The following is an 18,325-nucleotide window of genomic DNA, read 5'->3' on the forward strand; positions in this document are numbered from 1 at the left end:
TCTCAACTTTCAATTTTCAACTCAAAAACCTTAACACAAACAAATGACTATACTGGATAAAATTATTGAAAAAAAAAAAGAAGAAGTAGCTGCGGCAAAAATCATTTCTTCCATTGAGCAGTTAAAGGACGCTGAGTTTTTTGAAAGAAAAACCTATTCCCTGAAAGAATCGGTTAAGAATAAAAATGGAATTATTGCTGAGTTTAAAAGGCAGTCACCATCTAAAGGCATCATCAATAACAATGCACAGCCATTAGAGGTCGTTTCAGCTTATGAAAAGTCTGGTGCCAGCGGAATTTCCATTTTAACGGATAAGGATTTCTTTGGAGGAAAATTTGATGATATTCTGAGTGTAAGAAATCAGATCAACATTCCGGTTTTGCGAAAAGATTTTATGATTGATGAATATCAGTTTTATGAGGCAAAAAGTATCGGAGCTGATGTTGTTTTACTTATTGCTTCCTGTCTTTCGGTCAATCAGGTTCAGGAATTTACGGATCTGGCCCATGAGCTTAATATGGAGGTTTTATTGGAAATCCATACTGAAGAGGAACTGAAACACTGCAACTCAAACGTAGATCTTGTCGGAATTAACAACAGGAATCTAAAAGATTTCAAAGTAGATCTTCAGCATTCTGTCAGACTAAAAAATCTTCTTCCAAAAGATATTCTGTCAGTTGCTGAAAGTGGTATTTATAACCTTGAGGATTTTAATTATTTAAAAGAACAGGGATTCGACAGCTTCCTGATGGGAGAATATTTCATGAAAAACACAGATCCTGCCAAAGCATTTGAAGAGTTTACCAAACAAATCTGAAAATGTGCTAGTTTGAAAATTAAAATTGAGAATGAATGATTAATCTTTCAAAATGTTACAGAACGTTTAACTTTCACACAATATGAACGCACAACCTGCTAACCGAAGCCTCCCTTATCATCTCAAAGTATGTGGTTTAACGAAACTGAACCAGATTGAGGATCTTATCGCAATGAAAGTCAGCTTTCTTGGTTTTATTTTCTATGAAAAATCTCCGAGATATGTTCTGAATCATTTGACTTTAGAAGACATTTCAAAGATCGACCATCATGGGAAAACAGGTGTTTTTGTAAATGAAGAAATTAATAAAATAGTAGAGATCGCTGAAAAAGCCGAACTCCATTTTATTCAGCTTCATGGTGATGAAAGTAATGATTTTATTATTGAATTAAGAGAAAAATTAAAGCCTGAAATTAAAATCATTAAAGTCATAAGAATCGGCAGTAATACTGCAGAGGGCAAAAATAGAATAATACAGATTTTTAAAAATCAATCAGAAACTGACCATCCTCAGCCTATCAGCTACTACCTTTTCGACACAGACAGCAAAGCCTTCGGAGGAACGGGAAAGCAATTCGACTGGACCTTGTTAAATGATTTTGAAATCCCACTTCCCTATTTCCTTAGCGGCGGTATTTCAGAAGAAAACATTGGAAATATTGAACATCTCAAGCAGAAACCATTTGCTCTGGATATCAATTCAAAATTTGAAACAGAACCTGGTAATAAAGATACCAGCAGAATAGAAAAATTCATAGCTTCATTTCCCATAAAGACTCCCACATCCTCTACTGTGAAATATCAGATCAAACAGGCAAAAGACTTAACGGAAATCGAGACAGAGCATATCTTAAAGTTATGGAATATCTCTTCCTGGGACACCATGAAGCCAGATTATTTCCGTGTGTTTTTCAACAAATCTGAGTTTCACTTCCTCCTGGATCTTCATGAAAATATACTGGCGCTTATCCGTCTTAATTTTGATTTTGCCCTGAAAATATCGGGAGAAAAACTATCGTTTGCAGAAGCTGTAGGACTTGTTTCTGCATATAAGAAAAAAGGATATGGAGCAAAACTTGTTGAGCTGTTCCGGCAGCATGTGGTCCGGGAAAATATTGAAACTTTAGGGTTCTGTCATAAGGAACTCCGCCCGTTTTATGAAAAATGCAGTATTGAACTCTTATATGACAAGGCTAAAGCCATCAAAGAAAGTATAGATTCTGAATGGATCAATTCTGAAGATGATGATATTTTAATTTTTCATGTTTCAGAAAAAAGAAAAGAACTGCTCAGTCAGCTGAGCGATCAAAACAATGCTTATTTAATCACTAAAGAATAAAGAAATGAATTATAAAAACCCCGATGAAAATGGATATTATGGAGAATTTGGAGGAGCTTTCATCCCCGAAATGCTGTATCCGAATGTAGAAGAACTTCAAAAAAACTACCTTGACATCATAGAGTCTCAAGATTTTCAGAATGAATACCAGGATTTGCTTACCAATTATGTGGGAAGGGCCACTCCTCTTTATTTTGCTAAAAATCTAAGTAAGAAATACAACACTCAAATTTATTTAAAAAGAGAAGACCTCAATCATACGGGAGCTCATAAAATCAATAATGCTTTGGGGCAGGTTCTGTTGGCAAAGCGTCTTGGCAAAACCAGGATTATTGCAGAAACCGGAGCAGGACAGCATGGGGTTGCTACCGCTACAGCATGTGCCCTGCTTGGTCTTGAATGTATTGTCTATATGGGAGAAGTAGACATTCAGAGACAGGCTCCTAATGTTGCCAGAATGAAAATGCTGGGAGCAGAAGTTATTGCAGCCACCTCAGGCTCTAAAACATTAAAAGATGCTGTGAATGAAGCATTAAGAGACTGGATTAATAATCCAGTGACCACTCATTATGTGATCGGAAGTGTGGTAGGCCCTCACCCGTTCCCTGATCTTGTAGCAAGATTTCAAAGTATTATTTCAAAGGAGATCAAAGAACAGCTAAAAGAAAAGATAGGAAGGGAAAATCCTGACTATGTGATCGCTTGTGTAGGCGGAGGAAGTAATGCTGCAGGAACTTTTTATCATTTTGTGGATGAAAAAGAAGTGAAGATCATTGCCGCTGAAGCCGGTGGCTTGGGAGTACATTCAGGAAAATCTGCTGCCACCACATTTCTGGGCACTCTGGGAGTGCTTCACGGAAGCAAAAGCCTTGTGATGCAAACAGCGGACGGGCAAGTTATTGAGCCCCATTCTATTTCAGCAGGACTGGATTATCCTGGAATCGGGCCTTTTCATGCACATCTATTCAAAGAAAACCGTGCAGAATTTTTCAGTATCAATGATGATGAAGCTTTAAAATGTGCATTCGAACTGACAAAACTGGAAGGGATTATTCCTGCATTGGAAAGCTCTCATGCACTCGCGGTTCTGGATAAAAAGAAATTCAGTGAAAATGATATTATAGTCATTTGCCTGAGCGGACGAGGTGATAAGGATATGGAGACGTATTTGAAAAATCTGTAAAATGTCGGATGTAAATGTACTATGTATTTCTAATTTATCATTATACTTTTTACATTTTACACAGTACATGATACTTTAATACAATAAAAGAAAAAAACATGAAAAAACTAAACATATACTTTACAGCAGGTGTTCCGCAATTGGATAATACGGCTGATATTATAGAGCTTATTCAGGATTCCGGAGCAGATATGATTGAGATTGGAATGCCTTATTCTGATCCGGTAGCGGACGGACCTGTTATTCAGAAAGCGCACGAGCTGGCTTTGCAGAACGGAATGACAATAGAAAAGCTTCTTTCTCAGTTAAAAACAATTAAAGACAAAATAAAAATTCCCATCATTTTAATGGGCTATATCAATCCTGTTCTAAGCTTTGGGTTTGAAAAATTTTGTAAAGCCTGTTCCGAAAGCGGTGTTTCAGGATTAATCCTTCCTGATCTTCCTCCAATTGAATTTGAAAAAAATTACCAGCAGGTTTTAAAAAAGTATAATCTTAATTTTACGTTTCTTGTTACTCCGGAAACCTCTGATGAAAGGATTTTGTATCTTGATTCTTTAAGTTCGGGGTTTTTGTATGCTGTAAGCTCTTCCTCTACTACAGGAAATGAAAATGCTGTTTTGAAAAATGAAAATTACCTGAACAGATTAGCTGCTCTTCCTCTTAAAAACCCTGTGATGATTGGCTTTGGAATCAAGTCAAGAGAAGATTTTGAAAATGTAACCGAAAAAGCTGATGGAGGAATTATCGGAACAGCTTTTGTCAATATATTATTACAGGATAAAGACTGGAAGAAGACTGCTATAGATTTTATCCATTCCATAAAAGGGTAAAATTCACTAAATTTGTATATCAAAAATTGAAATGAATACAAATCAGAATAAAGCCGTAGAATTTGAAGATTTAGGAATCAAAGAATATCAGCCTGCCTGGGAATATCAGGAAATGCTGATGAAAAATATTATTGATACTAAAATTAAAAACAGGGATTTACCTGCTGAGCAGCACATTACCACTTCTAATCATTTTCTTTTGGTGGAACATCCACATGTTTATACCTTAGGAAAAAGCGGACATGAAGAAAATATGCTTGCCGGTATTGATAAGCTGAAAGAGCTTGAAGCTACCTATGTAAAAACCAATCGCGGCGGAGATATTACGTACCACGGTTACGGGCAGATTGTGGGTTATCCTGTTCTTGATCTTGAAAACTTCTTTACCGATATCCATCTGTATATGAGGAATCTGGAGGAAGTGATTATCAGAACAATTGCTGAATATGGCCTCAAAGGAGAGCGCTCACAGGGAGAAACCGGGGTTTGGCTGGATCCAGGAAAGCCTTATGCCAGAAAGATCTGCGCAATGGGTGTAAAAGCTTCCCGATGGGTGACTCTGCACGGTTTTGCTTTGAATGTAAATACAGATATGAGGTATTTCGAATACATTATTCCATGTGGTATCAAAGATAAGCAGGTAACTTCTTTGAAGAGAGAGCTTGAAAGAGAGCTGGCACCAGAAGAAATGGAAGATATTAAAGCGAAAATAAGAAAGCATTTTGCAGATGTTTTTCAGGCTGAGTTAATCTACAAATCAATATAAAAAACTTTTCCCTATACATTCCTGTTATTGATGTATAGGGAATTTTTTATTTATTAACCGTATTCTAAAAAAATCAATATCACATTGATTTCAGCTTTTTACGAATGTCAGACAGCCTATCAGAATTATATACACTCTGGCATTCTTCTTCTATTTCTTTGGATTAGTCTTTTAATCTGATGTTTACCTTTTTTTCTTCCCACATTCGTAGAAATATTTTTATCTTAAAATTAAAGACATTACCTTAAAATTTCATTTTATTACCAATTTAATAATGATATTTAAAATTTTATGAAAAAATATTTGCGTGTGTTCTAATTTTTGCTACTTTTATTATCACAAAATAGTGAACTATTATTAAATTTTTAAGTTCATTAAAAACACCATTAACCACCAAACTATGAGAATTATGAAAAAATTCCTTTTATCCATGATGGTATTCGTGACCATGCTGTCATTCAATGCCTGCTCAGATTCGAGCGCTGGTCAGGATCAAAATTTAACCTCTAAGGAGTCTTCTGAAATTGGCATGAAAGACTTCGGAAGAACTGTTCCGGTAGGGATAGAAAAAGAAAACGGGAAGTTCAAAGTTTCATTTATTATTTCAGCACAGCCTTATGAAATAAAGGACAGCAAAGAAAATGAAAGCTACATTTCCATGATTCAACAGGCTGTAAAAGATGAGTCACCAATTCACATTTTCCTTAAATCCAATACCAATGAAATTGCAAAAGTAGAAAAAGCAACAGAGGAAGATATCCGTTTTTTCAAATCTGCTTTCACAAAAGAGGAAAAAACAGAGAAGGGACAGAGTAATAAACTTGCTTCTGTTATTCCGGACCTTGCGACTTTAAACAGCCTTTTTGCACAGATTAAAAACCAGTCATGCGGAACTTCTACAGCATCATCACCATGTATTACGTTCAGATATCCGGTAGATGGCTGCTATGCAAGGGCTCATAAAATGAGACAAATCCTGATCAATGCAGGGTATGATTGTGAAAAGCAGTTTGTATATGGAAATCTTAGAGCTTCTACCGGTAGCTGCTGTGTATCATGGGTATATCACGTTGCCATACTTGTAAGCTTTAAAAATGCTTCAGGAGTAGTGGAAAAAAGGATAATAGATCCTTCATTATTTTCAACCGGACCTGTGACTGACACAGCTTGGAGAAGTGCATGTACTAATTCTACCTGCGGTTCCACTTCTGTTTCATCCTTTGCTAACACAGCAGGAAATGTTTACTACAGAAGCCCGTCAGGTTCTCTATTGTATGACAATAATTATGTGAATACGAATTGTGTTCTGACTACCTTCTCATCACTTTCAGGCTGCTCACCATCTCCTGCACCTAGCGTAGGACATTGCGGATTTTAATTCTTTTTCATATAGCTCCTGCATTGATTATTGATCAGTTGCAGGAGCTTTTAATTAATAATTTACCTTATGAAAGCCTTATCATACTTATTATTACTATTTTTTATGATTGCATCCTGCTCCGGAAATTCAAGTTCACAGAACTTAACCTGGTATAATAATTCTACGATCACTAATATTACAGAAGACCCTGACAAACCGGAAGATTTTGCACGGGTTTCTATTGGAATAAGTGCTCAGGTTTTTTACATTTCAAAAAAATCTACTGATTATAAAACCATTATGGAAAAAGCTAACCAAAGTTTTAAGAAAAGTAAAGCTTTTAATATTGGGATAGAAAATAAAACCAACATCATCAGACAGATTAATGAGGTGAAATAATCTCTGGAATATTCCGGTTTATCTTATCACAGAAATTCCGGCATCTACTTTTATTTCTGCTCCATGGATATAGGAAGCTTCTTCCGAGGCCAGAAAAAGAACTGCATTCGCTATTTCTTCTGGTTCGTCCTGTCTTTTATGAGCTTTTTTCTTTGTTCAAATTCATTAGGGCCGGGGTACAAAAAGAAGCAATCCCAACTAAGAAAATAATGAACCCCAAGATCACGAAAACTGAGCCAATTCCAATCAAATCTGCAATGAAGCCTGTACAAACAAGCCCCAGCATAGTGGGCAGCACTTCTATACTAAAATACATCGAAAACACACGCCCCAACATCCCGGAATGTACTTCTTCCTGTACTATAGCCGTAAATCCTGAGCTGTAAAATGAAGCAGCAACTCCGCCAAGCCCCGTTAAAACAACGAAAAGCAAAAACTTTTCCGATGACAACAGGCCTGAGCATAAAAAGGAAAGTCCTATTAAGATATGGGATATATTCACAATAATAACTTTACGTACGGAAGGTTTCCAAATTCCGAGTATTCCTCCTCCGATCAATGCTCCTATTCCCCAGGTACTTTCTATGACACTCATTTCAAATTTTCCGCCATTAAAATTTTCAATTGTCATAAGAGGGAACAGTACTGAAATTGGCATAATACAAAATCCTGCAATAATAGAGTAAAGGAATAGAAAGCTCAGTCCTTTATTTCTGATAACGACCAGAAATCCACCTTTCATATCTTCCCACATCATTTTCAGACTTGATGAACTTTTCTTTTCCCACCCTGGTGAAGGAACCGAAATGAAAAATAAGGAGACTATAGCTAATACTGCGCCTGCAATATCCAGCAGCAGAACATTTCCGATAGTTAAAAGACCTACAGCCAGAGCTCCCAGCGCTGGTCCGGCAATATTGGACACTGATTTTATAATCTGGCTTATCCCGGCAATACGCAGCAACTCTTTTTTGGGAACCAGTAACGGTATAGCAGCCTGCATCGCCGGCATATGAAATGCGGAACCGGCAGAACGCAGCCCCAATATAATATAGACCAATTCAATATTTTCATACCCCATATAAAAACTGACAGACATCACCAATGTACAGGCAGCAACAAAACCATCAGCAAGCATCATTGTTTTTTTACGGTCCCATCGGTCTACATATACTCCGGCAAACGGACCTATCAAAGCCTGGGGAAGCAAACCTGCAATTGCCGCAAAAACCAATATTTCAGCAGAACCTGTCTTTAGACTCAACCATATAATAATTGCAAAGCCTACTGCCGAACTGCTTATCAGAGAAAAAAACTGCCCAATCCATAAAATGGTAATTCTCCTTTTCCACTCATTATTGATCATACAAACTTTATTTGATGGCAAAGATAAATCAAAAATTAATTAAACAACAAAAAAGTTGTTTAATTAATTTTCAACATGCACAATCAAATTTTTCAAAATTAAATTGCACGCAATTTAAAAAATTGTATATTTGCATTATCATTTCATGTTTACTTTAGAATGTAAAGATGAATAATCACCAAGTAGTTTAATTTAAAAAAGAAAAAATGTCACTAATAGAAAACCTAAACTGGAGACACGCTGTAAAAGCATATGACCCAACCAAAAAAGTTTCACAAGAAGATCTTAACACTATTTTAGAATCTGCAAGACTTGCTCCTACTTCATCGGGATTACAGCCTTTCCGAATCATTGTAGTGGAAAATCAGGAATTGAAAGAGAAAATGGTGGCAGGAGCATTGAATCCTGAAGTGATGAGAGATTCTTCTCATGTTCTTGTTTTCGCAGCCTGGGACAGCTATTCTAATGAAAAAATTGACAAAGTTTACGATCATCATACGGATGTAAGAGAGCTTCCAAGAGGACGTTTCGGAAGTTATACAGACAAAATCAAAGAGATGTACGGAGCACAAACTCCTGAAGAACATTTCGCACACACTGCCCGCCAGACTTATATTGCCTTAGGAATTGCTCTTGCACAGGCAGCAGAACTTAAAATAGACAGTACTCCGGCTGAAGGATTCAGCAACCAGGTTGTAGATGAAGTACTGGGATTAAACCAATTAGGCCTAAAAAGTGTAAGCCTTCTATATCTTGGATACCGTGACGAAGCCAACGACTGGTTGTCTTCTATGAAAAAAGTCAGAGTTCCAATGGATGAGTTTATCATAAAAATGTAATACCTTCATCAACTCTTCGTACTTAAAACTTATGGAAAATCCGAAAACACCCAAATTAGAAAACCAGATCTGCTTTCCTTTATATGTGATCGCCAAAGAGATTACCGGGCTTTACCGTCCTTTTCTTGATGAACTTGATCTCACCTATCCTCAATATCTTGTGATGATGGTTTTATGGGAAGGTGACGGGCTTACCGTAACACACATCGGTGAGAAGCTGTTTCTGGACAGTGGTACTTTGACTCCTCTTCTTAAAAGACTGGAGGCAAAAGGACTTATTGTAAGAAAAAGAAAGAAAGAAGACGAAAGAGTGGTTGAAGTATTTTTAAATGAAGCTGGTCATCTGCTTCGTGAAAAAGCTTGTGAGATTCCCGGAAAAATTCAGAAAAAAATCGATATTCAGCCGGAAGAACTTTTACAGCTTAAAGAAACAGTTTTAAAAATCTTAAACAAAATAGAAAAATAAATGAAAACATTATATACAACTCAGGTTACTGCCAAAGGAGGCAGAAACGGTCATGTAAAAAGTGAAAACGGAGTATTGGATCTTGAGGTAAGAATGCCCAAAGGTTTAGGAGGAGCAAATGATGATTTTACTAATCCTGAAATGCTTTTTGCAGCAGGATATTCTGCATGCTTCGATAGTGCCTTGAACAGAGTAATCAGTCTTTCTAAAGTAAAGACGGGAGAAACTACAGTAACGGCACAGGTAAGCATTGGCCAACTTGAAAATGGTGGTTTCGGACTGGCTGCAGAGCTTGATGTGAACATCCCTGGAGTTTCTATTGAAGAGGCACAGGAGTTGACAGAAAAGGCACACCAGATCTGTCCTTATTCTAATGCTACCAGAAATAATATAGAAGTGAAGTTATCAGTAACTAACAACGGTTAATCCAATTTTTTTAAGCATAGTTATAATGAAAGGAGCTGTTTCCATAGAAACAGCTCCTTTTTATTTTTGAAGCAACTGATAAATAAAGAGATATGAATTTTATATATTTGTACTGTGCAGATTTGTCAAAAGCTATAAAAGAATAATAAAAGTCCTACCCCCTAGTCAAAGCTTATATGAGAAATCGGCAGGTTATTCACAACAGCCCATCTATTTAAGTTTTTAACAAAGGAAGGAATCCAATATATAATATATAAATGATGAGAACACTACCAACAGTGACAGTTTATTTAGGACTTATTTTGGCTTCTTACAACCAGTCTTATGCACAAAAAAACCAAGGAAATAATTCTTTACAACAGATTAGTGATCCTAAAATAGCTGAGCATATTACCCGACTTATAGATGCTAAAACCTGGAATTTGCTATTTCCCAACAGGAATAATATACAGGGAAAAGAAAGCAGCCACAAGGACTTTTATTCTTACCAGGCATTTATAAAAGCGACAACCCACTTCCCCATTTTTCTGAATGAAGGGACACAGGAAGATCAGAAGAGAGAGCTCGCTGCATTTTTGGCCAATATTGCTCAGGAAACGAGCGGTGGCTGGGATAATGCTCCAGGAGGTTATTATAAATGGGGGCTTTATTTTATCGAAGAAAATAATAAGGGGAGTGAGAATAATTATTCTGATGCTTCTAAGGTCAACTACCCTCCGGTAGCAGGACAAACTTATTATGGTCGTGGTCCTAAACAGCTCAGCTGGAATTACAACTACGGGCAATTTAGTGAAGCCTGGTTTGGTGATAAAAATATACTTTTAAAAAGTCCCGGACTTCTAGCCAACAACAATGTTTTATCTTTTGCTTCTGCCATCTGGTTCTGGATGACGCCTCAACTACCTAAACCTTCTTGCCATGATGTGATGACCGGAAAATGGCAGCCCACTGAAAAGGATAAAGAAAGTGGAAGAACCTCTGGTTTTGGCACTACTGTAAATATCATTAATGGCGGTATTGAATGCGGACAATCTACCACACAACCCAAGACAGAATACCGTTATGAATACTACCGCTACTTTTGTAAATATTTTGGAGTGAATCCCGGAAAAAACATCACCTGCAGTACTCAAAAACCATTTGGTAATTAACACTATACCGTGGCTTTTTATTTAACTTATCTTTTTTCTAGAAACTTATTATATTATTATCTGAAAATCTATCTCCTGTTCACATCGCTTTTCTGATAGGCATCTACCTTTTTGTAAGAGTTGTTTTTCTCTTTTTCCTTTTTATCGGAAATCAGGATTCCGAAAAGGTGGTCGATCTCATGCTGGAAAATAACGGCTGTAAATCCTTCCACTATTTCTGTATATTTCTGTCCTTTCAAATCCACATATTCCAATTGAATAACTTTGCTTCTATAAAACTGATCTCTGAAATCAGGAATTGAAAGATCTCCTTCCGGGCCAAGATTTTGAAGATCAGATTTCCATACAATTACCGGATTGATAAAATATTCTAAGGGATATCCTTCTTTATCGAAACGCTGTACCCAGATTATTCTTCTGTTGATTCCTACCTGTGGAGCTGCAATACCTACTCCTCCATCTGTTGAAAGTAGTGATTCTTTCATTCTTTTTACCAGGGTAGCTGTATTAGCATCAAGGGGGTCTGCTTCTGCAGACAGACTCAGTAATGTTCTATGCTGATGATCATCTGTTGTCTGATAGATGGGTAACGCGGTTTTCACATCTCCCTGATTGATAATTTCAAGTTCGTTTGATGTTAATTTCTGAGCATTGATCAGGCCGGCAAAAAGGATGAACAGAACGGATAATTTCTTCATGTTGATGGAATGTAATACAAAGGTAAATATTGTATCACAAATATGATAATACTTAAAGCTCAGATTTAAGATTCTTTGACTAATTCTGGAATTTTATGTTTTGGCTAAAGCCGTTGTTTTTAAAAAAAATACGGCTGGGCTTTAGCCCGGCCGTATTCATGTTTTAAATTAAAAAGTCTTTGTCATATCAGCTGGAATAATCAGATTAAAATCTGTCGGGATATAGTCTTTTGCAGGTACTTTCAATGCTGGATCTTCAGATTCAAAAACAGAAATTACTGCCATTTTAAGATTTGGGTTTTTCTGTTTGATATACCAGTAAATTCCTCCGAATTCTTTGCTGTGATAGTTCCCGTTATAATGGATAAAAGTTTTTCCTGCCTGGAAGTTTTTCAGGATAGATTCTGCCATGGTTGCATCTTTCGTTGCCTGTGCAGAAATAAAATTCATCACTTTTGTTCCTTCTGCATGGTCGCCCATCATTTTTTTCATTTCCGGATATCCGGGGGTATCTAAAGTGACTTTAATAGGCAATTGTGCAATATATGTTTTCTCTTTATCGGTAAGTTTATTTAATGATTCAAGTCCTTCTTTTGAGGTCTGTGAAGCATATTTTCTTGGAATATTCGTTGCAATAAAGTTTAACTTTTTATCTTTTGCAAAATCTACCAGAGGTTTATAGTCTGTAGCATAATTGTTCCATAAACGGGCAGAATCTTTGAATGTTTTAGCATCAAATTTCCCATTCAGATACTGATTGAGCTGAGGCTGGTTGTCTCTTTCAAACATTTCTGCTCCTAAAATAAGCTGACCGTTTTTCTTTTCGTATAATGCCTCTGTAATTTTCAGCTGCAGCCAGTGATTGATAGAACTGTTATGATTTTCACCAAAAAAGACCACATCATAATCAGCCAGTTCCTTAATCAGTTTATCTGTCTTTACTTCCTTTCCTTTCTTATCATAAAACTGGTAAGCTTTAAAATCCTGTGCATTGAAAGTACAGAAACCTGCCAGCAGAATCATTATGAAAATATTCTTCATTTTATATCTTTTTTATCGTTCAAATTTTAATCACAAATTATGTATTTTTTTCGGTAAACGGCGAGTTTGCAATTTTGCTTTTTCTTCCTTTTACAATAAAAAAGACCGCTTTGCATTTTACAAACAAAACGGCCCCATTCAAATCATCTAATTATTATTGCTCTAACGCAGCAACAAGATCTTTCCATTCCTGAAGTTCAGGAATTCCTGGTTTTCTTTTTCCAAAAAACTGAACAATAAAGTCACCTTCGTTATTGAATACTTCAATAGCTGTTACTTCACCGTCTTCAGTTGGTTTTTTAACGATCCATGCTTCTGCAATCTTTGTTACATCCAAATGCAGGTTGAAATCCGGATCCATTACATTGAACCACTGCTGATGCCAAAGTGTTTTCTTTACATTTCCCGTGTGGATCTGAATAATACCTCTGTTTCCTACAAAAACCATGATAGGTGTATTTTTTTCAGAAGCATCTTCAAGAACGTTTACCACTTTTGCATTATCAATTTTCTTAGCGAATCCTTCCGGAGCTAATCTTAATGCCTGAGTTCTGCTTACTCCGAATTTTCTTGTCATCATAAAGAAGTCGTGAGTATCTTTCAGTTCTGTCCATGCTTTTTTGAATCCTTCAACATCAATATCAGCATCTGCTTTTTCTGCCTGCTTTGGAGCTACAGCTTCAAAGGTCAATACCTGATTCTGATCTTCTGCCCTGAATTTTTCCACGATGGTATCAAAAACTTCTCCGATACTTTCTTTTGTAAGGTAAATTTTGTGAAGAGCTAATCCGTCTTTACCGAAAAACTGAAGACTTTTCTTATCTCCTTCTACTACTGCAAAAGCAAATTTCCAGTGGTTAAGGAAAATTCTAAGATCGATATCTTCACCTACGAAAAGCTGTGCATGAGGGCTGCTGAAATCTCCGTTCAGGTAAGTTCCTTTTCTTTCATGAACACATTCATCATTACGTGTAAGAGCCATTACTTTTCCTAATTGCCCGGCTTCAGTAAGGATACCTTGAAAATCCGGGTTCAGGACAATTACTCCATCACCTATGCTTGTTGCTAACAATTCTGCCTCACTTACTTCTAACTGTGCGGCAGCATTTCTTATTCTTATATGTGGATTTTCTGCTTTCAGAGCTTCCCATTTCTCCTTTAAATCATTAACTAATGTGCTCATTATTTTATTTTTTTATGGTTAAAACTGTATAAATTCTATGTATTGTTTCGTTTCCGGTTTTACTTTTTATATTTTCTTCCTTTTCAGAGATTTTCATTCTTTTAAAATGAGTTTTAGAGACCAGCTCTTCCATTTCATTATTATGATACAATGTAAAATCGTATTCTGTAAATGGTAATTTCTCCATGAATTCTCTTTGTCCGAAAGTAAGAACGAAAGTTCCGTCATCCTTCAAAACTCTGTAAACTTCATTTAAAAAATCTACTGGATTTTCCCAGAAATAGACGGTATTGACTGTAAATATCTTATCAAATACTTCATTTTCAAAAGGGAGTTTTGTTCCTTCATACAATATAAAGTCTGCCTGGCTGCTGAATTCCTTATTCAATTTTCTGGCTTCGTTATACATTGTTTCGGAAACATCAATTCCTGTATATTTCAAATTGGCGGCTAATTTTAAAATATTTTTCAGATGGCCTGCATTTCCGTGACCTATTTCAAGAATATGTTCATTGTCTTCAATCAGAAGTGTTCTGATACTTTCTAACGTCATTCCGATGTTAGTGGCATTCATCATTTCACCGATCTCAATACCTTTATCACCCTGAGGATTGGCAAGATTCTGTGCAAGGATTTTTAGTTCTTCTTTTTCCATGGTTATCCAAAAATGATCATTGGGTTATTAGTAATAGGATGTCCGCATATGGTACATGGAAAGTTATACGCTTTGCTGATATTATCTGCAGTAAACACTTCCTCCGGGGTTCCATAGGCAGAAACTTTTCCTGATTTCATTAATAAAATCTTATCTGCAAACTGTGCGGCAAGATTCAGATCATGCAGAACAACAATAGCACTGTTGGCTTTTTTAGTAAAGTTCTTAATGATCTCCAGTGCTTTGTACTGATGTTTTATATCAAGATTATTCAAAGGTTCATCCAAAAAAACTAATTTGTGGGTGATCTCATTCTGCAGCTGAGCCATTACTCTTGAAAGATGTACACGCTGTTTTTCTCCTCCTGAAAGGGTGTTATATTCCCTTTCTTTCAAATGAAAAATATCGGTTTCATACATCATATTGTTCATGGCTTCAAGATCTTCTTTTCCGGGCTGGGCATCAAAATACGGATACCTTCCCATCATGACAACATCTTTTACCTGTAAAGGAATTTCATTGGAATTGTGCTGGGAAAACTTAGCTTTATGCTGAGACAATTCTCTCACTTCCCAATCTCCGATAGGTTTATCTTTAAATAGTATTTTAGATTTACCATCTTTTACCTCATTTGCCAAAATGCTCAGAAGACTTGATTTTCCTGCTCCATTTGGTCCTACGATTGCTAAAAATTCACCGTAATCTAAAGAGACATCAACACTATCCAGAATTTTAAAATTCCGGTGATGGTAATTGATCTGATGTGCTTTTATCATTAGAGTGATTTTTTAAATTTAATTAAAATAGCAATAAAAATAGGTCCTCCGATCAAAGAGGTCAGAATACCAATAGGAAGTTCTGAAGGTGCCACAATACTTCTGCTGATAGTGTCGGCAATCAAAAGTAAAATACTGCCCAGAACTGCTGACAATGGTAATATAAACACATAATTGGATTTAAATAAAAGTCTTAAAATATAAGGTACAATAAGACCCACAAATCCAATAGTTCCTGAAAATGCCACACAGGTTCCTATCATCAAAGAGGTAATAATTACGATCTGCTTTTTCAGTCTTTCTACATTAATTCCTAAATGCTGAGCATCTTTTTCACCCAGCATCATTGCATTGAGTGCCTTTCCTTTTGGGAGCAGGACGGTGTAAGAAATGACAATGACTACTGCCAAAACGATATTTTTGGTCCAGGTAGCTGCTGCAAGACTTCCCATATTCCAGAATGAAAGATCTCTCAATTGTTCATCTTTTGAAATATAAATAAGAAATCCTGTAATAGAGAAACCGATAGAAGTAATGGCAACACCACTTAACAGCATCATGACAACATTTGTTTTTCCTGCACTGGTAGAGATCCTGTACACCAGCATCATCGCCAGTAAAGCTCCTATAAAAGCAGAAATACCTACTAATGAGAAGTGTACAATTTCAGGAAGATACTCTTTAAAATGCCCTCCCAAAACAATAGCAAATGCAGCCAATAGTGTTGCTCCTGATGTTAACCCGATTGCCTCTCCTGTTGCCAGTGGGTTTTTAAAAAGTCCCTGCAGTGTAGTCCCGGAAACGGCAAGCATACTTCCTATCAGAATGGCCATAATAATTCTGGAAGTTCTTACTTCCCATATAACATATTTATCACTCAATGACAGAGCGGGATCTCCTTTAATAAACTGGCTTAAAACCGTAAACGGCGAAACACCATTAAAATCATAGACCCCAATATAAAGTGCCACCACTGCCAGAATAACCAGCAATATGGCACTTATAATAAGATAAAAGTATAGTTTACTTTGCGTTTTCAATTAAAAGTTTGTTTAATCCTACTGCTGCTTCTCCTAGTCTAGGTCCGAAACCTGATACTAAACCTCCATCCATTGCGATGATTTTTTTATTTTTCCCTGCGTTGGTCTGGGAAACTCCCGGCATTTTAAGGGCGCCTTCGTTTCCTCCAGCTCCCTGAAGGCCTGTTTCAAAGAAGAATAATACATCTGGATTAGCTTTTACAACTGCTTCAGGAGTTAATGGTTTGAAATCTTCGAAATCATTTACTGCATTTTCTCCACCTGCAAGGTTGATCAATGATGCCATAGGTGTATTTTTACCTGATACCATCAGCATATTACCTCTGGCATAGATGAATAATACTTTCGGCTTTTTAGCAATTGGCTGAACCTGTTTAAGGTCTGCGTCAATTTTATCATTTAATTTCTGATATTCAGTATTTCCAAGGGCTTTCGCAACTTCTTCGATTAATTTTTTGGTCCCGTCAACAGTGTATTCCTGTTTAAAAACGTCAACTTTAATCCCTGAAGACTTTATTTTACCTAATAATTCAGGATTGATATCTTTATCAGAAGCAAGAATCAAAGTAGGGCTTACCGCCATAATAGGTTCAATGGTCATTGATCTTACGTGTCCCAAATCTTTTGCTGTAGTCTTTAAAGAGGCAGGATAAGTACTGGTAACGTCTGTTCCAACGATTTCTTTTTCGTGGCCCAAAGCGCTTACGATCTCCGTAATTCCACCGTTTAATGTTACAATTTTATTGTTGCTTTTCGGCGCTTCCGAAGCTGCTTCTGTTGTATTTTCTTTTGCTGTGCCTTCTGCTTTTTTACAAGAGTATACTGCTACAAGAACAGAGGCTGCAAGAATGAATTTTTTCATGATATACTATTATTTGATTTCTTAAATTGATTAAAATAAAGGTTTGTATTCAAACTGCGGGAATCCACGCTCTCCCTTTTCGTTGGTTAATCTGGTAAATCTTAACTTGAAATAATACCCTTCTGCATCTTTAATTACGTAGAAAACATCACCTTTTACCTGATATCCATCCGGTCCTACTTCTCTCCAGTTGCCACCAATCACCCGCTGATCTTTATAAACAAATTTTGATTTATCAATATCTGAAAGTTTAAAATTGGTAAATGCAGCTGCTCCTGTTGTAGGTGCAGTTACTTTCACTTCATAAGCTCCAACTCCACCAAGGTTATTAGTCGTTGTAAAATCTGCATAAATATAACTACCTGCTCCTGCGATTGAATTAACAAATACAGAGAAACAAATATCCCAATTTTTCTTCTCCGGCTGTACAGTAACTGTTGTTTTATTTTTTAAGCTGTAAAAGCTGTAATTATATGCTGAGTTTTTATTAATCACCACTTCAGTATGCGTTGTAGAATTAAGTTCTGCATATTTTACTTTATAAGCATCTCCCTGTCTTACTACCTGTACTTTCATCCAGCCTCTGCTGTCTCCTCCTGTAGTAACTGTACCTAACGGAACTGTACCTGTAAAAATATTTTTACCCATATTAACTAAATAAACAGGGTTATCAGCATCGATCACCTTAATCTCTTCTATGGCAGTATAACCAGATGGAAAATTTCCGGTAACATCATCAATATAGCTAATATTGGCAGGATTATAATTGGCTACCTGTACCTGGTTCATTAAGGCAGTAACATCTGATTCTTTAACTAAATCTATATTGGTTGCATTGGCAATTTTTCCGGCTCCCATCATAATTGATGGATTGAGAATAACTTTAAATTCACTTCCTGAATAAAAGCCAAGGTCCCAGTCTGTTCTTTTAGTAACCATCTGAGTATTTGTACCCAAATCAAACCAAACCTGATTAGGCTGGCTGGGTCCTCCTACGGCAGGGTCAACAACGTAGCCATCCGTCTTAGATATTGCTATCGGATCTTCATTATCATTGATGCAAGATTGAGAAATAAATGACGCTCCTAGTAAAAGATAAACCAGTATTTTTTTCATTTTTTAGAT

General features: G+C 36.5%; 20 protein-coding genes and 2 pseudogenes. 12 read left to right on the forward strand and 10 right to left on the reverse strand.

Annotated elements, in window-relative coordinates; translation table 11 throughout:
* Nucleotides 1-43 precede the first annotated feature (43 nt).
* The 8 genes and pseudogenes from trpC to AC27VX_RS10350 all read left to right on the forward strand — a co-directional run bounded on the left by trpC (nucleotide 44) and on the right by AC27VX_RS10350 (nucleotide 6,697).
* Nucleotides 44-817, forward strand: a complete 774-nt coding sequence (gene trpC / locus AC27VX_RS10315) for an indole-3-glycerol phosphate synthase TrpC (protein WP_488695433.1) — start codon at nucleotides 44-46, stop codon at nucleotides 815-817.
* An 82-nt stretch (nucleotides 818-899) separates the two neighbouring features.
* Nucleotides 900-1,571, forward strand: a pseudogene (locus AC27VX_RS10320) (phosphoribosylanthranilate isomerase); the annotation flags it as partial.
* Nucleotides 1,572-1,610: 39 nt separating this feature from the next.
* Complete coding sequence (locus AC27VX_RS10325; protein ID WP_488695507.1) at nucleotides 1,611-2,156, forward strand: GNAT family N-acetyltransferase; 546 nt, start codon at nucleotides 1,611-1,613, stop codon at nucleotides 2,154-2,156.
* A gap of 4 nt (nucleotides 2,157-2,160) precedes the next feature.
* Nucleotides 2,161-3,339, forward strand: coding sequence for a tryptophan synthase subunit beta (gene trpB, locus AC27VX_RS10330; protein ID WP_236858424.1), 1,179 nt, complete (start codon nucleotides 2,161-2,163; stop codon nucleotides 3,337-3,339).
* 83 nt (nucleotides 3,340-3,422) lie between these two features.
* The gene (gene trpA, locus AC27VX_RS10335) at nucleotides 3,423-4,172 is read left to right on the forward strand and encodes a tryptophan synthase subunit alpha (RefSeq protein ID WP_488695509.1); all 750 of its coding nucleotides are present in this window, start codon (nucleotides 3,423-3,425) and stop codon (nucleotides 4,170-4,172) included.
* A 31-nt stretch (nucleotides 4,173-4,203) separates the two neighbouring features.
* A complete protein-coding gene (lipB, locus tag AC27VX_RS10340; RefSeq protein WP_236858422.1) occupies nucleotides 4,204-4,938 on the forward strand; it encodes a lipoyl(octanoyl) transferase LipB in 735 nt (244 codons plus the stop codon).
* Nucleotides 4,939-5,347: 409 nt separating this feature from the next.
* Nucleotides 5,348-6,316, forward strand: a complete 969-nt coding sequence (locus AC27VX_RS10345) for a protein-glutamine glutaminase (protein ID WP_300688134.1) — start codon at nucleotides 5,348-5,350, stop codon at nucleotides 6,314-6,316.
* Nucleotides 6,317-6,385: 69 nt separating this feature from the next.
* On the forward strand, nucleotides 6,386-6,697 hold the full coding sequence (locus AC27VX_RS10350; protein ID WP_488695436.1) for a hypothetical protein: 312 nt from the start codon (nucleotides 6,386-6,388) through the stop codon (nucleotides 6,695-6,697).
* 18 nt (nucleotides 6,698-6,715) lie between these two features.
* Here AC27VX_RS10350 and AC27VX_RS10355 read toward each other — a convergent pair.
* Together AC27VX_RS10355 and AC27VX_RS10360 are read right to left on the reverse strand one after the other, a co-directional pair.
* Nucleotides 6,716-6,835: pseudogene (locus tag AC27VX_RS10355) on the reverse strand (SDR family oxidoreductase); the annotation flags it as partial.
* A complete protein-coding gene (locus AC27VX_RS10360; RefSeq protein WP_488695438.1) occupies nucleotides 6,834-8,063 on the reverse strand; it encodes an MFS transporter in 1,230 nt (409 codons plus the stop codon). The gene AC27VX_RS10360 and the pseudogene AC27VX_RS10355, both read right to left, overlap by 2 nt.
* A 206-nt stretch (nucleotides 8,064-8,269) precedes the next feature.
* On the opposite strand from AC27VX_RS10360, the gene AC27VX_RS10365 reads away from it, so the two are divergent.
* The 4 genes from AC27VX_RS10365 to AC27VX_RS10380 all read left to right on the forward strand — a co-directional run bounded on the left by AC27VX_RS10365 (nucleotide 8,270) and on the right by AC27VX_RS10380 (nucleotide 10,945).
* Nucleotides 8,270-8,902 (forward strand): NAD(P)H-dependent oxidoreductase, encoded by a 633-nt coding sequence (locus tag AC27VX_RS10365; protein WP_488695440.1) that lies wholly within the window; start codon nucleotides 8,270-8,272, stop codon nucleotides 8,900-8,902.
* A 31-nt stretch (nucleotides 8,903-8,933) separates the two neighbouring features.
* Nucleotides 8,934-9,368 carry a MarR family winged helix-turn-helix transcriptional regulator gene (locus tag AC27VX_RS10370; RefSeq protein ID WP_236858417.1) on the forward strand — a complete coding sequence of 145 codons (435 nt, stop codon included), beginning with the start codon at nucleotides 8,934-8,936 and terminating at the stop codon, nucleotides 9,366-9,368.
* Nucleotides 9,369-9,794, forward strand: a complete 426-nt coding sequence (locus AC27VX_RS10375; protein WP_236858416.1) for an organic hydroperoxide resistance protein — start codon at nucleotides 9,369-9,371, stop codon at nucleotides 9,792-9,794. It begins immediately after the preceding gene.
* Between the two features lie 257 nt (nucleotides 9,795-10,051).
* A complete protein-coding gene (locus AC27VX_RS10380) occupies nucleotides 10,052-10,945 on the forward strand; it encodes a chitinase (protein WP_488695443.1) in 894 nt (297 codons plus the stop codon).
* 68 nt (nucleotides 10,946-11,013) lie between these two features.
* On the opposite strand, the gene AC27VX_RS10385 is transcribed toward AC27VX_RS10380, so the two are convergent.
* The 8 genes from AC27VX_RS10385 to AC27VX_RS10420 form a co-directional block, all read right to left on the reverse strand.
* The gene (locus tag AC27VX_RS10385; RefSeq protein WP_236858414.1) at nucleotides 11,014-11,643 is read right to left on the reverse strand and encodes a peptide deformylase; all 630 of its coding nucleotides are present in this window, start codon (nucleotides 11,641-11,643) and stop codon (nucleotides 11,014-11,016) included.
* Between the two features lie 168 nt (nucleotides 11,644-11,811).
* Complete coding sequence (locus AC27VX_RS10390; RefSeq protein WP_300688125.1) at nucleotides 11,812-12,684, reverse strand: ChaN family lipoprotein; 873 nt, start codon at nucleotides 12,682-12,684, stop codon at nucleotides 11,812-11,814.
* A gap of 154 nt (nucleotides 12,685-12,838) precedes the next feature.
* The gene (locus AC27VX_RS10395) at nucleotides 12,839-13,867 is read right to left on the reverse strand and encodes a hemin-degrading factor (RefSeq protein ID WP_236858412.1); all 1,029 of its coding nucleotides are present in this window, start codon (nucleotides 13,865-13,867) and stop codon (nucleotides 12,839-12,841) included.
* A gap of 4 nt (nucleotides 13,868-13,871) precedes the next feature.
* Nucleotides 13,872-14,522, reverse strand: a complete 651-nt coding sequence (locus AC27VX_RS10400) for a class I SAM-dependent methyltransferase (protein ID WP_236858411.1) — start codon at nucleotides 14,520-14,522, stop codon at nucleotides 13,872-13,874.
* 2 nt (nucleotides 14,523-14,524) lie between these two features.
* The gene (locus AC27VX_RS10405; protein WP_236858410.1) at nucleotides 14,525-15,298 is read right to left on the reverse strand and encodes a heme ABC transporter ATP-binding protein; all 774 of its coding nucleotides are present in this window, start codon (nucleotides 15,296-15,298) and stop codon (nucleotides 14,525-14,527) included.
* Nucleotides 15,298-16,338: a FecCD family ABC transporter permease gene (locus AC27VX_RS10410; protein WP_488695446.1), complete on the reverse strand. Its 1,041-nt coding sequence runs from the start codon at nucleotides 16,336-16,338 to the stop codon at nucleotides 15,298-15,300. Before AC27VX_RS10410 ends, AC27VX_RS10405 begins: the two co-directional genes overlap by 1 nt.
* Nucleotides 16,322-17,200 carry a heme/hemin ABC transporter substrate-binding protein gene (locus tag AC27VX_RS10415; RefSeq protein ID WP_488695448.1) on the reverse strand — a complete coding sequence of 293 codons (879 nt, stop codon included), beginning with the start codon at nucleotides 17,198-17,200 and terminating at the stop codon, nucleotides 16,322-16,324. Before AC27VX_RS10415 ends, AC27VX_RS10410 begins: the two co-directional genes overlap by 17 nt.
* Nucleotides 17,201-17,230: 30 nt before the next feature.
* Nucleotides 17,231-18,316, reverse strand: coding sequence for an HmuY family protein (locus tag AC27VX_RS10420; RefSeq protein ID WP_488695450.1), 1,086 nt, complete (start codon nucleotides 18,314-18,316; stop codon nucleotides 17,231-17,233).
* Nucleotides 18,317-18,325 lie beyond the last annotated feature (9 nt).

The organism is Chryseobacterium sp. 14P4.3.2, assembly GCF_057799275.1.

Coding starts and splice junctions, on each gene's coding strand:
- trpC (WP_488695433.1), top strand. CDS start 44: ATGACTATACTGGATAAAATTATTGAAAAAAAAAAAGAAGAAGTAGCT.
- trpB (WP_236858424.1), top strand. CDS start 2,161: ATGAATTATAAAAACCCCGATGAAAATGGATATTATGGAGAATTTGGA.
- lipB (WP_236858422.1), top strand. CDS start 4,204: ATGAATACAAATCAGAATAAAGCCGTAGAATTTGAAGATTTAGGAATC.
- AC27VX_RS10345 (WP_300688134.1), top strand. CDS start 5,348: ATGAAAAAATTCCTTTTATCCATGATGGTATTCGTGACCATGCTGTCA.
- AC27VX_RS10350 (WP_488695436.1), top strand. CDS start 6,386: ATGAAAGCCTTATCATACTTATTATTACTATTTTTTATGATTGCATCC.
- AC27VX_RS10360 (WP_488695438.1), bottom strand. CDS start 8,063: ATGATCAATAATGAGTGGAAAAGGAGAATTACCATTTTATGGATTGGG.
- AC27VX_RS10365 (WP_488695440.1), top strand. CDS start 8,270: ATGTCACTAATAGAAAACCTAAACTGGAGACACGCTGTAAAAGCATAT.
- AC27VX_RS10370 (WP_236858417.1), top strand. CDS start 8,934: ATGGAAAATCCGAAAACACCCAAATTAGAAAACCAGATCTGCTTTCCT.
- AC27VX_RS10375 (WP_236858416.1), top strand. CDS start 9,369: ATGAAAACATTATATACAACTCAGGTTACTGCCAAAGGAGGCAGAAAC.
- AC27VX_RS10380 (WP_488695443.1), top strand. CDS start 10,052: ATGATGAGAACACTACCAACAGTGACAGTTTATTTAGGACTTATTTTG.
- AC27VX_RS10385 (WP_236858414.1), bottom strand. CDS start 11,643: ATGAAGAAATTATCCGTTCTGTTCATCCTTTTTGCCGGCCTGATCAAT.
- AC27VX_RS10390 (WP_300688125.1), bottom strand. CDS start 12,684: ATGAAGAATATTTTCATAATGATTCTGCTGGCAGGTTTCTGTACTTTC.
- AC27VX_RS10395 (WP_236858412.1), bottom strand. CDS start 13,867: ATGAGCACATTAGTTAATGATTTAAAGGAGAAATGGGAAGCTCTGAAA.
- AC27VX_RS10400 (WP_236858411.1), bottom strand. CDS start 14,522: ATGGAAAAAGAAGAACTAAAAATCCTTGCACAGAATCTTGCCAATCCT.
- AC27VX_RS10405 (WP_236858410.1), bottom strand. CDS start 15,298: ATGATAAAAGCACATCAGATCAATTACCATCACCGGAATTTTAAAATT.
- AC27VX_RS10415 (WP_488695448.1), bottom strand. CDS start 17,200: ATGAAAAAATTCATTCTTGCAGCCTCTGTTCTTGTAGCAGTATACTCT.
- AC27VX_RS10420 (WP_488695450.1), bottom strand. CDS start 18,316: ATGAAAAAAATACTGGTTTATCTTTTACTAGGAGCGTCATTTATTTCT.